Annotated in this window: 15 protein-coding genes; 3 read left to right on the top strand and 12 right to left on the bottom strand. The window is 63.4% G+C overall.

What is annotated here, in order from left to right:
* Positions 1 to 17: 17 nt before the first annotated feature.
* The 10 genes from A9975_RS05540 to A9975_RS05495 form a co-directional block, all read right to left on the bottom strand.
* Positions 18 to 161 carry a hypothetical protein gene (locus A9975_RS05540; RefSeq protein WP_183031741.1) on the bottom strand — a complete coding sequence of 48 codons (144 nt, stop codon included), beginning with the start codon at positions 159 to 161 and terminating at the stop codon, positions 18 to 20.
* An 8-nt stretch (positions 162 to 169) separates the two neighbouring features.
* Positions 170 to 1,075, bottom strand: coding sequence for a hypothetical protein (locus tag A9975_RS05535; protein WP_183031740.1), 906 nt, complete (start codon positions 1,073 to 1,075; stop codon positions 170 to 172).
* Positions 1,075 to 1,725 (bottom strand): hypothetical protein, encoded by a 651-nt coding sequence (locus tag A9975_RS05530; protein WP_183031739.1) that lies wholly within the window; start codon positions 1,723 to 1,725, stop codon positions 1,075 to 1,077. The genes A9975_RS05535 and A9975_RS05530 overlap by 1 nt, the downstream gene beginning before the upstream one ends.
* A gap of 3 nt (positions 1,726 to 1,728) precedes the next feature.
* Positions 1,729 to 2,124 (bottom strand): hypothetical protein, encoded by a 396-nt coding sequence (locus A9975_RS05525; protein WP_183031738.1) that lies wholly within the window; start codon positions 2,122 to 2,124, stop codon positions 1,729 to 1,731.
* 3 nt (positions 2,125 to 2,127) lie between these two features.
* On the bottom strand, positions 2,128 to 2,535 hold the full coding sequence (locus A9975_RS37965) for a HeH/LEM domain-containing protein (protein WP_255503071.1): 408 nt from the start codon (positions 2,533 to 2,535) through the stop codon (positions 2,128 to 2,130).
* 51 nt (positions 2,536 to 2,586) lie between these two features.
* Entirely contained in the window at positions 2,587 to 3,753 is a 1,167-nt protein-coding gene (locus tag A9975_RS05515) for a P22 phage major capsid protein family protein (protein ID WP_183031737.1), read from the bottom strand.
* A gap of 135 nt (positions 3,754 to 3,888) precedes the next feature.
* Positions 3,889 to 4,686 carry a DUF6651 domain-containing protein gene (locus A9975_RS05510; protein WP_183031736.1) on the bottom strand — a complete coding sequence of 266 codons (798 nt, stop codon included), beginning with the start codon at positions 4,684 to 4,686 and terminating at the stop codon, positions 3,889 to 3,891.
* A 131-nt stretch (positions 4,687 to 4,817) separates the two neighbouring features.
* A complete protein-coding gene (locus A9975_RS05505) occupies positions 4,818 to 6,203 on the bottom strand; it encodes a DUF4055 domain-containing protein (RefSeq protein WP_183031735.1) in 1,386 nt (461 codons plus the stop codon).
* Positions 6,204 to 6,230: 27 nt separating this feature from the next.
* The gene (locus A9975_RS05500; RefSeq protein ID WP_183031734.1) at positions 6,231 to 7,517 is read right to left on the bottom strand and encodes a terminase large subunit domain-containing protein; all 1,287 of its coding nucleotides are present in this window, start codon (positions 7,515 to 7,517) and stop codon (positions 6,231 to 6,233) included.
* The gene (locus A9975_RS05495) at positions 7,504 to 7,902 is read right to left on the bottom strand and encodes a hypothetical protein (RefSeq protein WP_183031733.1); all 399 of its coding nucleotides are present in this window, start codon (positions 7,900 to 7,902) and stop codon (positions 7,504 to 7,506) included. Before A9975_RS05495 ends, A9975_RS05500 begins: the two co-directional genes overlap by 14 nt.
* 87 nt (positions 7,903 to 7,989) lie before the next feature.
* Here A9975_RS05495 and A9975_RS05490 point away from each other — a divergent pair, with 87 nt between their 5' ends.
* Complete coding sequence (locus A9975_RS05490; RefSeq protein ID WP_183031732.1) at positions 7,990 to 8,487, top strand: hypothetical protein; 498 nt, start codon at positions 7,990 to 7,992, stop codon at positions 8,485 to 8,487.
* Here the strand turns inward: A9975_RS05490 and A9975_RS05485 are convergent.
* Positions 8,484 to 9,869: a DNA methyltransferase gene (locus A9975_RS05485; RefSeq protein ID WP_183031731.1), complete on the bottom strand. Its 1,386-nt coding sequence runs from the start codon at positions 9,867 to 9,869 to the stop codon at positions 8,484 to 8,486. The genes A9975_RS05490 and A9975_RS05485 overlap by 4 nt on opposite strands.
* Positions 9,870 to 10,210: 341 nt before the next feature.
* On the opposite strand from A9975_RS05485, the gene A9975_RS05480 reads away from it, so the two are divergent.
* Both A9975_RS05480 and A9975_RS05475 read left to right on the top strand, forming a co-directional pair.
* Positions 10,211 to 10,381, top strand: coding sequence for a type II toxin-antitoxin system HicA family toxin (locus tag A9975_RS05480; RefSeq protein ID WP_183031730.1), 171 nt, complete (start codon positions 10,211 to 10,213; stop codon positions 10,379 to 10,381).
* Positions 10,382 to 10,441: 60 nt separating this feature from the next.
* Entirely contained in the window at positions 10,442 to 10,873 is a 432-nt protein-coding gene (locus tag A9975_RS05475; RefSeq protein ID WP_183031729.1) for a type II toxin-antitoxin system HicB family antitoxin, read from the top strand.
* 484 nt (positions 10,874 to 11,357) lie between these two features.
* On the opposite strand, the gene A9975_RS05470 is transcribed toward A9975_RS05475, so the two are convergent.
* Positions 11,358 to 11,810 carry a hypothetical protein gene (locus A9975_RS05470; RefSeq protein ID WP_183031728.1) on the bottom strand — a complete coding sequence of 151 codons (453 nt, stop codon included), beginning with the start codon at positions 11,808 to 11,810 and terminating at the stop codon, positions 11,358 to 11,360.
* Between the last annotated feature and the right edge of the window lie 13 nt (positions 11,811 to 11,823).

Below are 11,823 nucleotides of genomic sequence, written 5' to 3'. Positions count from 1 at the left end.
CATTGATGCGATGTGGGTTATTTGGACTTGACCGGCGGGGCGGCCACCTTGACAACGTTGTTCGACTGCTCGGACGCCAGGATGGCGGCCACTTCCTGGGCATCGGTGATCTCGTCGCCGATCTGGTAGCCGTTGAAGGGCGAAATGACGCGAAGAATCATGGTGGACCTCAGATGTAGATGGTTTTGATGACGGCCGGCGCGTCGTTTTCGACAACGACCTGGCCCTGCGTCACCTCGTATTGCTGCGCCTGCACGGTGGTCGAGTACTCGATCCAGCAGGCCAGGTCACGGCGGTAAATCCGCTCCTTTTGCCCGCGGTCGTCCCATGAATTGGACAGCGCGCGCGAGCGCAGCGTCCCGAACGACCCGTCGGGCAGCGTGATCCGATTGATGCCGGCCAGCGCCGAGTCGATCGCGCCGGCCAGCGGGTCGCGCGCGTCGTAGCAGTTCGCCCAGACGGTGATGAGGAACTCCTGATCCTGCCGCCGCACCTCTCGCAGCCGTATGGCGGCGCCGCCGACGCGGCAGAACACCGGCGGCACCGGCCCCTGTATGTAGACCGGCGTGCCGTCGGCCAGCACGACGTTCACGCCGTCATTGGTGGTCACCAGAGTGCCGGCGATCGTGATCACCTGTCCCGAGCTGGTGGTGCCAGGGTAGTCGGCAGCGATGAGCGTCGCCAGCGCCGTTGCCGCGCTCGCCAGGGTGTCGCCCGGCTGCGCCGAATAGACATAGGGCACCGCCTCGACGAACACAACGAGGTTCTGCGGCGTCGACATCGCACCGCCAAGCGTGACGGCCTGCCCTGCCACGGCCAGCGTGACCGTGTGGGCCGGCGGGGTGATGGTTCGCCACTTCGAAATCGCGTTATCAACGGGCTTCACCGCGCGCGGGAAGACGCTGACGTGCACCTTCCCGGCAGCCATATCGTCCGCCAGCTGCGCCGGGTTCGGCCAGCCCGCGTAGACCTTGATCGCTTGCCCGCTGATGGACGGCTGGCCGGTGCCCGCCGGGTAGGCGGTCTGCGCGATCAGCGCCACCAGCGCGCGCGAGGCGTCGGATAGATCAGCCATCAGGCATGTACCTCAGTCACATCGACGCACCAGAGCTGGTCCGTGCGCTCGGCGCCCACCACCAGGAACCGGCGGCCGAGATCGTCCGTCAGCGTGTCAGCGGCGCGCAGCGCCACGGGAATGCTGGCCGGCAGCAGGACCTGGAAACCATGCTCATCGGCCGACGCCGGCAGCGGCTCGTACCGACGAGTGCGTCCGCCGAACAGGATCGACGCCGGCCAGCCCGGACCACCGGGCGTGCCCAGCACCGGCGTGTCGACGTGGCCGCAACTGCCCGAATAGCCGACGTCGCCGACGGCGTCGGATGCAGCTGGCCGCGCCAGCCAGACCTTGCCGTTGCACTCGACCGTCAGGATCGGCAGCTCAGACTGCATGCCGGCGATGAAGTGCGCGGCCTGCCTGCGCACCAGGTAATCACCGACCTGCGTCTGGCGGCCGTCGATCAGGCAGTACCAGTACGGCTTGTCCGGTAGGTTGGGCCGTGTGTATGACCATTCCTGCGCGCTGAACGAAGCGTTCAGGCTCGCCATCTTGGCCGTCAGCGGATTGGCCGCGCTGGCGGGCCGGTAGACGTCGTAAACGTAGCCGATTCGCTTTGCCGCCTTGGCGTATCCGGCATAGATCCGGTCTTGGAGCTTGGCTGCATCCATGCCCTACCCTCGTGCGATGGAAATCCCACCGCGGCCCAACACCGGCCCAGGCGCGAACCCGATGAACTCGCACAAGCGCCGGCGCCACGAGTCGAACAACCGCTCCCGGTCGGCCTGCTCGCGTGCGTTGTGCTTCCAGACTGCCGCCTGGTCGGTGTCCAGGTTGTCGCTGACTGCCGGAATGGCGCTCTCGAGCGCGGTCAGGTTCGTCAGGTAGGTATTGATCAGAACGGCCTCTTCGCTCGCGGATAGGGTCGTCAAGCGCTGGTGCAGCGACATCACAACCATGCCGAACGAGCCGTACACCACGTCCTGGTAGTCCGTGATGGGCATGGTCAGCCCGGTGAGCGGGTAGCCCATGAAGCGCCGGACATCGGTCAGTTGCGCGTCGGTGAGCATGGATTACCCCTTGCTGGCGGCGTCCACCAGGGCCTGCAGGTCCGCCTTCTTGGCGCCATCCGGGATCTCAATGCCCTTCTCGGTCAGCGCGGCCTTCAGCTGCTCGACGTTCAGACCATCGGACGGATTCCTGTCATTCGCCTTGACCAGCGAGCGCACCTTGCTTTCGTCATCGGCAGTGAAGAGGTCGCCGAAGTGGGCGCGCATCTGCGTCACCACATATTCCGCATCGGTGTATTCGCCAGGCAGACTGGCGAGTGCGGTATCGAGATCGATTCGCGCGGCGACAGGCTGCCGCCTGGCCTCGAACAGCTCGTGCTCGTCGGTCAGGTCGGACTTGTTGATGACGATGAAGCCCAGCGGGTTCCCCTCCGACACCGGGGAGACCACCTTGACGGTTTCGCAGTGCATGGTGATTCCTTTGAAAGCCGGGGCGGCCGGCACAGCGCCGCCCCGCGGCAATTAGCCGAGCAGCACGGCGATGTGGTTGCTCTTGATGGCCTGCGTGCCCCACGCCAGGCGCACGTGGTAGACCAGCTGCATGAACTGGCGATAGACGGCGACATCGAACACGAGGCCCGATACCGGGTCCGTGACCTGCACGACGTCGTCGGCAATGTCCATCGGCTTGCCATCCGGTCCGATCGGCATGGCCGGCGCACGCGTGATCAGCTGCACGGCGGAACGGCTGAAGCCGAGGTTCGGCGTTGCGCTGGCGCCCACCGTCACCGCCGTTGCGGAAGTGCCGATGGCCTGCTTCAGGCCAGGCGCCGCCAGCGTGATCGCGCCCGGGGCAGAGATGCCGGACGTCACCACATACTTGTTGGTGTCGCCCGCGAAGGTCACCGTGTCGCCAGCCAGCACGGTGCCGGTACCGGTAATCAGGTTGATCGCCGTCGCGCCGACCGCGTAGCCCGCCGTGTCCGTGGTGTAGCTCGCGCCCGTGCCCTTCGTCACCGCCTGAACGGCATTCGAGTTGTGCAGCATCTGGCCTTCCAGCTCGCCGATGATGCCGCGGCGCAGCAGGTCGTCGGTGCCAGCTTCGTTCACCTTGAACAGCACGTTCTGCTTGCCGCGCAGGTTGGCGATACCCGCCGAGCCAAGCACCAGTTGCAGATCGGTCTGCGGCGCGCCGTTGTCGTCCAGGATCTTGCGCTGCTGGGCGATGTCGGACAGATCGCCCGCGGTACCGAAGGGCGCCGTGCCGGGCGTGCCGTAGGCACGCGACGCGTTCTGGTACGTGGTCGTGAACAGGTCGACTTCGATCGCGTTGCACAGCGTGCGGAAAGCCTGCGCGAACTGGTTCATCAGAATGCCGCCGTAGCTGCCGGCATTGATCAAGCCGCGCTGCTCTTCGCCGTTCCAGCGGATCGGGACGTGCTTGGACTTGCTGATCGTCATCGACACGTTGCCGATGTTGTTGTCGCCGGTGTTCGGCGCGGTCACGGCCGGCGTGTTGTCGGCCATCGTGCCCGGGGGCGCGATCGGGATCATGATCGCCTGGTTCAGCGCAGCGCGCTCGCCGCTGCTGTTGCGCGACACGGCGGGAATGAAGCCGACCTGCTCGCGAGACACCACGTCGAGTGCCTCGTACATCGTCGGGATAAGGCCAGTCAAGGTGTTTGACACTTGGATACTCCAAATATGGGTGGTTGGTACGATTTGAGATTGATCGGGCCATCCAGCCCATAGCGCCGCGCCTCATCCAAGGCTTGGCTAGATACCGCGTGATCCGCAGAACGGCCCCTGAAGGGCCGCCGCTGCTTAGTCGTTGAGGGTTGCTTTGCCGGCGCGAACCTCCGCCGAGACTGCCGCTTGCTTCGTCGGATCGAAGGTGTTGAACTCGGCTCGCGTGTAGGCGCGCTTGCCGCCCGACGAGCCACCGCCGCTCGCACCGCCACCGCTGGCGCCGGACCCCTTCAGGATCTGGTCGCGATGCGGGTAGTTCTCGACGAGCGTTTCGAGCGCTTCGTCGAAGTCGGCGATATCACCGGGGCGCACGCGGGAAAAGATCTTGTTGCCGGTCGCGTCATAGGCAACCGTCTTGCCGTCTTCGATTTTGAAGGCCTTGCCGAACGCGGCCTTGGCGATGTCGCCAGGAATGGCCAACTTCTCGGCAATGAACTTGGAACGGTCGAAGCTCCCGCCGATGCGCTCGTCGTACAGCGTGCTCTGGAGGGTGTCGCGCTCGGTCTTCACGCGCGCGAGCTCTTCGACGTGCGACTTGCTGGCGGCGGCGACCTGCTCTTCGGCTGCCTTCTTGGCAGCCGCCCGGATTTCCTCGACCTTGCCAGCAGTGATCAGCTCGCCGTCCTTGATGTTGCGGACGGTTTCGAGCGCCTTGCGGGCCGCGTCGGCATCCTCGATGCCCTCGAACAACTTTGCCCGGCCCTCGGCGGCCTCGGCGCGCTCGCGATGCGACTTTGCCTCGCCGTTCAGGCGCGAGATCGTTGCCACGGTGCCCGGAGCATCGAAAGCGATCTCTTTGCCGTCGTCGTGCACATACACCGGCTTGCCGTCCTGGACCACGACGTGGCCATGCTCGTCGATCTTCAGTTTCATGTTCATTCCTTTGGCTATCCAGCCAGTGAACTGGGTCATCCGACCCACGCGCCGATCCGCATCCGCGTTTCGGCAAAAAAACAGCCGCAGGACCCGAGGGCCGTGCGGCTGCAGAAAAGAACTTGGTACGCCTAGTCGTTGATGTTCGCCTTACCGGGCTTGGGGGCGTTCAGCGCGATGCGCTTCTTCTCGTCTTCCCAGGTCAATTCCGGGCTAACGAGGCCGCGCCGCTTCGCTTCGTTGAAGAGTGACTCGTCGGAGAAGGTGCCGTCGACATTCATGTCGCGCAGAATCTCCATCGAGGCCTCCGCCAGCGACGCTACCCCGAAGTCGTTGAAGATCTGGATGTGGCCGCCCTCGGACTCTTTCACCCATTCGGCGGCCAGCTGCAGGGCCGTGTCGAGTGCGTCCTCTTCGTCCTGAATGATCCGCTGCAGCGTGCACATGCCGGCTTCGTTGTCGGAAACGGTCTGAGCGACGGTCAGATTGCCTGGCTTGATCACCAGCAGCTCAGCGCCGACCTGGCGCATGCGGTCTTCCAGCGCCGCCAGTTCCCTGCTGCCTGCCTCGATCGCCTTGCCACCATGCTCGACAAACCGAAGGTCCGCATCCGGATGGTCGGCATTGACCGCGGACGATGCACCCACTGTGATCGGCGAATCCCCCAGCAGCTTCGCGAACAGGATCGGCACGCGCGCGACGTGCAGAATCGTCTGCTGATCGCTCTTGGACTGCCAGTGCTCGACGTTCATGTGCGCCAGCTCAACGAGCGGCGGAACGCCCTGCATGAATCCGATGCGCCGACCGTAGACCGGCACGAACGGGATCTTCTGCAGCGTCGTGGTGCCCTCTTCGTGAAGGATCCACTCCTTTTCTGTCGAATTGGCCTTCTCGGCCTCGCGCCACACCTCCCAACGCCCCGGGTAAAGCACCCGCACCTGCTCGATCTCCCGCTCGCCGAACTGACCGTCAGGCTCAGAGACCGTCTCCAGGAACCGCAGTTGCGTCAGCGTCTGAACCCCGTTGATCCGCTGGGCACGCCAACCGAGGATGCTCTGTGCATGGATGTGGACGAAGTACGGGCGCACGCCTGCAGCCTCTTCCTCGGCCTTCGTCCGAATGCCGCCGGCATTGGGGAAGTCGACCAGGATGCCGCAGATGCCATAGGAAATCGCGTGAAAGCACACCGCCGCGGCGAACGCGTGCAGATTGTGGCCCTGCAAGTCGATGTTCTCGCACCACTTGGCGATGCGCACCGGCACATCCTTGCCGACCGTGATCGGCTTGGAAAACGGCTTGCCGGTCAGCACCTCGCACGTGCGGCCAAAGGCTGGGAACAGCGTGGCCGAGGCCAGGCGCGCCTTGTACGCATCGGAGGCCTCATTGGGCCACTGCGGAAGGTACTTGATGCCCGCAGCGCGCATGGCCGTCGTGCCGCCCAGTAGCGCGGTGATGAGCGGATAGTTCTCCGCCATCGCCTTGACGGCGGCTGTTTGCTCTCGGACGGTCGATGTCATGCAAGATTGCTCGGTGATATGCGCCGCCTACATGCTCATGGGTCGGACGGTCGCGGTGCGCTTCACTATCGGCCACAGCTTCACCAGCGGGTATCCGCCGGCGTCGTTGACGTGGTCGTGGCCGGTCGACTTGTCCGGCTCGCCGTTCTTGTCGTAGGGCTGCTGCTCGAGCGCCTCGGTGAACTCCGGGCACAGGTACGTGTTGACCTTCAGCCGGCGCTCGCCCTTGTCGTTCAGGATCAGGGCGTTGACGGCGTTCACCCGATCCTTCACGGCCGGGTTCGTCGAGTTGACCTGCAGCTGGAACCCAGCGCCTCGCAGGATCGACAGATCCGACTCGCTGGCACTCTTGCTGCTGGTGTTCTGGCCGCTGGCGTCGGGATAGATCAAGACGGCGTGGCCCTTGTCCTTGAAGCGCTCCTTCAGCATCCGCGCCATCTCGGGCGTGTCTCGCACCTTGGTCAGCTCGCCGACCGCGCGGGGCGTGCCGTCGCGCACCACGTAGATCAATGAGGCCATTTTCAGCACGTTGAAGTCCATGCCGACGTGCAGCGGCTCACCAGTCGCCATGGCGTCGTCGGTATGGTTCAGCTTCCGACTGAAGTTCGGGTACACCGACCCTGCTGCAAGGTTGACGAACTTCCCGCGCAGGTACGCCTCGATCAGCTGCGGCGGGTAGCTCTCGCGCAGCGACGATATGTAGTCGTCCGGCAGGTTCAGCTCGTTGTCGAACGTGCTGGCCTGGATCAGCCCGTACAGGCTCGCCAGCGACGGCTTCTCCGTAATGGCCTTGACGAACTGCTGGTAGACGAACTTGAACCCCTCAGGGGTCGTCGTCACGTCGATGCCGTTGCGCAGCCCCGGCACGTTGTAGCGCATGCGCGCGATGATCTTCCGCCAGGCCGTCTGGGCCTTGATGGGGTTCATCACGTCCAACTCGTCGATCAGCGCGTGGCCGATCTTGAAGCCCACGATGGTCTCCGGTTTCTCCATCGACCGGCAGATGATCGTGCCGCGGTACCGCCGGCCCTCGTAGACGTGAACCTCGTGGTTACTCTGGTTGACCTTGACCCGCAGGCCCATCGTGGCCGCCACCTCCTCCATCGTCGGATAGAAGATGTCGCGGATCTGCGGGTAAGTCGGTGCGAAGTACCCCTGATTGATCTTCGGCCACCGCCAGAAGTGCTGGCAGATGCTGGTGCAGCCCACCCAGGTCTTGCCGGACCCGAAGCCGGCAACATAGGCCCGGAACTTGTGTGGCATGCGCAGGAACTCGGCCTGCGGGATGTTCAGGGTCGGGCTAATCGCTACCATCGGGCTCGCCGACGTTGCGCCGGGCATCCTGCACGACAAACGTGAAGTTCTGCGCCGCCGGCGGGGTATCGTCCTCGGGGTCTGTGCCGTCGCCGCGCCAGCGCATCCGCGACTTCGTCCACCAGATGGCCGCCGTCACCGCGCCCTTGCCGCTGCCCGTGGCCGCGCGGAAGAGCGAGTTCGCCACGGCGATGTTGGCTTTCGTGGCGCCCGTCTCCAGCTCAGTGCGGAAATGCTTGCGCAGGGACACGGCCGCCAGCGGCTTGCCCGTCTGCGGGTTGATGATCAGCCGTGCGATCTCATCCTGGGGGATACCGAAGGCCGCAGCGCTCTCTACCAACTTGCGGTCTGCCGCTGTCGGCTCAAAAGGTTTGCGTCCGGCCATATCAATCTCATCGATACCCGACTTCCGATGGGTCTAAAAATCCGTGCGGCTTCCGACAAATGAGATACCAACCCCTAAGGAACAAGCATGGCACAGCCACGAAAGACCCTGAGACGCCCCAGCAGCAACACCCTGAAGGAAGCACCCCCAGCCTGGACGCTGGAGACACTGGCCACAACATCCCATCTGCGCACGGAGAAGCTTGCTGTCTACACGAACGTGTTCAGTCAGTACTGGACGTGGAAACTGGAGTCACTCAAGCACGTGATCATCCTGAATGGCTTCGGCATGACTGTCGCCGCGACGTTAGCTGGCGCAAGCATGATGCAAGGCAAGCAAGTCGTCATTGGTGGCTGGATCTGGCTCTTCACTGTCGGTCTTTATGTAGCAACACTCGGAGTGTTCATGGGTAGCCAGACTCTCCGCCGTTATCGGAACGATCAAATACAGGCCATTGCCAGCAATGACAACCTCCACCCTGAAATGTTGGATACAAAGGAGTCGAGCTGGTTCAAATGGCTCGCCAGCACGTCTCTCGCTTGCTTCATGTTCGGATCAGGCTGGCTTGTCCAATCCCTCCGCTAGTCGTCTGCCTCCTCGGGAAACAGATCCTTAGACAGCACCACATCGCCACACGCGGCCACCGCCCGCTTCCAGTCGCCCTTCACGAACACCAGCACGTTCTGGTGCGCCTTCCCGAGCTTCCGGCTGGCGCTGAACTGCTTGGCAGCGCGGATGGGCAGGCTGCCCAGCGCCGTCAGCAGGATGGCCTCGTTGTACAACTGCATGCCGGCATCCAGAAACGCCTCGATGGTGTCGGCCACGAAGTTGCGGTAGCAGCCGGTGCCGCGCTTCTCGCGCACATCGCCGACCACGAAGCAAGCGAAGCGGTCAGGCTTCAGCCGCCCTACCGCGCCGGAGATCACCTCGCGGTAGGCCGTCACAAACGCCGGATAGTCCATCGTGGACAGGTCCGCCGGGTCGTCCGAGTAGCGCTCCAGGTTGGCATACGGCGGGCACGAGAACACGAAATCGGCCTCGACGTCCGCCAGATGCTGCCCGATCTTGCGGCTGTCACCAACGTGCCAGGCCGGCGCAGGCTCACCGGCGCGCAGCAGATCCAGCTGCGCGCGGTTGGCCTGCACCTGCTCGGCCCGGAGATCCATGCCGATGTACTGGCGCCCCAGGCGCGCCGCGACGAGGCCGCGCACGCTGCCACCCGCAAACGGGTCCAGCACGAGGCCGTCCGCCGGGCAGAACCAGCGGTACGCCAGCTCGCACAGCACCGGGTCAAAGATGCTGGTGCGATGTTGCGCGGGCGCGCCGCGATCTGCCTTCTGCTGGTCAGACGCCGACGAGAACGCCGGTGCATCGCGGCCCAGCTCGGACTGGATGCCCAGCGCCAGCCACGCCTTTTTGCGGTCCTGCCAGGCTGTGTCGCGCGCATTGAGCGTGCTGAACGGCGGCACCATGAACTGTTCGGCCAGCGAGCCGGCACCGCCGCCAGGTGGACCAGGTTGTGGCGGGTCCAGCAGCTCGGCCAGCTCACCCGCGTCGAAGCCGATCACCGATAGATCGAAGTCCGCATTGCGCAGGTCCGCCAGCTCGACCGCCAACAGGTCCACATTCCAGCCGGCGTTCTCGGGCAGCTTGTTGTCCGCCAGGATGTAGGCGCGACGCTCGTCCGCCGACAGGTGCGACAGGTCGACCGTGGGCACCTGGCCGGGCACCGGGCAGTGGCGGATGGTCTCGCCGGCTGCCCACATCAGCGTCGCGGCCTCGATCCGGCCGTGCCCGGCCAGCAGGTCGTCGCCGGCGATCAGCGCCGGGTTCGTCCAGCCGAACTTGCGCAGCGAGGCCTTGATCTGCTCGATCTGGGCCGCGCTGTGCGTCCGCGCATTCCTGTCGTACCGGACCAGGTCATCCGCCGCGCGGTAGGCGATTGCGAGCTGGTTGGGTGCTTTCATAGACGACAACAATGCGCGGGATGGGGAAGAAAATAGCCCGGCGGGAGGCCGGGCAATCCACCACGGGGTGGGTGGAGGAGACACTGGTATCGGCTACGAGCGAAGCTCATAGCCTTGGAGATCGTGATGCGGGGACGTAACGACTGCAAGCGCATACGCTACGCGATGCAAGGCTGCGCCGTATTTGGCACATTAAACGCCTGCAATAGCTTATTGATTCGCCTGCGACACGTTGAGCCATCCCATTCGCTGCGGAGTACACAAAAATATTTACTCAGCCCCTTGTTTGAGTAAACATTTTTGATTACTATACATCCATCGCAACAAACAACGGAGGTGCGGTGAAGCAAAGTGAGTTTGTCCGGTGGCTCTCCCAACAGGGGGCGACCTTCAAGCAAGGCAGCAACCACTTGAAGGTCTACCTGAACGGAAAGCAAACGGTGATCCCAAGACACACCGAACTGAAGAAGGGAACGGTAGAAGGGATCAAAAGACAACTGAACCTAAAGTGAGGGCGGCCCCGGAAGGGGCTTGTCCCGCGACGCTTCACCGCACTGATCGAAAGGACCAGCATGCAATATCCAGCCGTCTTTACGCCGGACGTTACCGATGACGGTCGTCCGGCTGGCTTCGTCGTTACGTTCCGCGACATCCCGGAAGCCATCACCCAAGGCGATACAGAGGCCGAGGCGCTCGCGATGGCCGCCGACGCACTTCTCACCGCGATGGATTTTTACTTCGAGGACAAGCGCCCTGTTCCGCCACCTTCGAAGGCAGAGGAAGGGGAACGGCTTGTTGCCCTTCCCCTCAGCGCGGCGGCCAAGGTTTTGCTGCTCAACGAGATGCTGGCGCAGCAGGTGCGCCCCAGCGACCTGGCCACGCGCCTGGGCACCACGAAGCAGGAAGTGAACCGGTTGATCGATCTCGGCCATACGACCAAAATCGACCGTATCTCGGAAGCGATGGCCGCCCTCGGCAAACGCCTTGAGCTGAGCGTCGCGTAGCGGATGGATCAGGCGTCCGGCATTCGCCATGGCGCCTGAAACCACACGCCCCAGAGCAGTAACCAGTAGGTCGGCAGGAACATGGCTGGCTCCAAAGTTGCATCCAGTTTTCTGTTCTCGTTGACGTCAGCTAACTGTCATAAAGCGGGCCTAAGGTAAGAGTTCGCCCCCTCTGCGTTCCCAATGCAGCAGGGATTTCTGGAATCACTTACCGGGGCCAATATGTCTGTCAGTCTCAGGTGCTGGTCCGAAGACGGCGAGGAAGTCCTCGACGTGCCGCAGTCCGCGCTAATCTTGTCGTTCGCACCTCACACGACGTTGCCACGACCGAAACAGGTGGTGGACGTCAAAGAAGAATCCATAAAGTGGACGATGCCAGACGACCCAGATCGCTTTGGCGATTTCGCGTAGCAAGTACGCCTAAGTGCCCAAAGCAAAAAGCCCGCTCGGCGGTAAGCCAGCGGGCCTCTCAAAATGAAACGTCTTAAACGCGACGAAGCAGGGTCTGGATAGCTCCGACAAGGTGAGTAGTCAGCTGCCTTCTTGCTTTGGCCGCAGCCTCGTTGTATTGATGCAAGAGGGGGTCCTTGAGTTCGCTTGAGCCGCTTATCGATACATTTCCGAATCGATCGAAGATCACCGAGTGGAGCGGGTCTCCGACACCCTTTCCTTGCTCGTTCTTCCGGAATTCGATAGCGCCTCGAAGCTCGCTATCTACTCCATCACCATAGATTACCTGCGCGTACTCGCCCACGAGTGAAACGCCATGAGCGCTTGCAATCAGCTTCGTGTCGTCGATTAAATCGATGGTGAATCCGGTTCGCGCCCACATTTCATCGTCGAGCGTCACCGCGACAATCGCTTTGAGGACGCGCACGGCCTGCTTGTCAACTTCGCCCGCTTGCCTCAGATATTCCCAGATGGCCTTCGTGTTCATCCCACTCCCCTTG

Origin of the sequence: Cupriavidus sp. UME77 (assembly GCF_014170355.1) — a bacterium.
In the GTDB taxonomy this organism is placed as follows: domain Bacteria; phylum Pseudomonadota; class Gammaproteobacteria; order Burkholderiales; family Burkholderiaceae; genus Cupriavidus; species Cupriavidus basilensis.
The sequence above is the reverse complement of the archived record's forward strand: the minus strand, read 5'-3'. Positions and strand labels throughout refer to the sequence as shown.

Coding starts and splice junctions, on each gene's coding strand:
- A9975_RS05510 (WP_183031736.1), bottom strand. CDS start 4,686: ATGAAACTGAAGATCGACGAGCATGGCCACGTCGTGGTCCAGGACGGC.
- A9975_RS05525 (WP_183031738.1), bottom strand. CDS start 2,124: ATGCTCACCGACGCGCAACTGACCGATGTCCGGCGCTTCATGGGCTAC.
- A9975_RS05490 (WP_183031732.1), top strand. CDS start 7,990: ATGGCACAGCCACGAAAGACCCTGAGACGCCCCAGCAGCAACACCCTG.
- A9975_RS05500 (WP_183031734.1), bottom strand. CDS start 7,517: ATGGTAGCGATTAGCCCGACCCTGAACATCCCGCAGGCCGAGTTCCTG.
- A9975_RS05470 (WP_183031728.1), bottom strand. CDS start 11,810: ATGAACACGAAGGCCATCTGGGAATATCTGAGGCAAGCGGGCGAAGTT.
- A9975_RS05530 (WP_183031739.1), bottom strand. CDS start 1,725: ATGGATGCAGCCAAGCTCCAAGACCGGATCTATGCCGGATACGCCAAG.
- A9975_RS05535 (WP_183031740.1), bottom strand. CDS start 1,075: ATGGCTGATCTATCCGACGCCTCGCGCGCGCTGGTGGCGCTGATCGCG.
- A9975_RS37965 (WP_255503071.1), bottom strand. CDS start 2,535: ATGCACTGCGAAACCGTCAAGGTGGTCTCCCCGGTGTCGGAGGGGAAC.
- A9975_RS05495 (WP_183031733.1), bottom strand. CDS start 7,902: ATGGCCGGACGCAAACCTTTTGAGCCGACAGCGGCAGACCGCAAGTTG.
- A9975_RS05475 (WP_183031729.1), top strand. CDS start 10,442: ATGCAATATCCAGCCGTCTTTACGCCGGACGTTACCGATGACGGTCGT.
- A9975_RS05505 (WP_183031735.1), bottom strand. CDS start 6,203: ATGACATCGACCGTCCGAGAGCAAACAGCCGCCGTCAAGGCGATGGCG.
- A9975_RS05485 (WP_183031731.1), bottom strand. CDS start 9,869: ATGAAAGCACCCAACCAGCTCGCAATCGCCTACCGCGCGGCGGATGAC.
- A9975_RS05540 (WP_183031741.1), bottom strand. CDS start 161: ATGATTCTTCGCGTCATTTCGCCCTTCAACGGCTACCAGATCGGCGAC.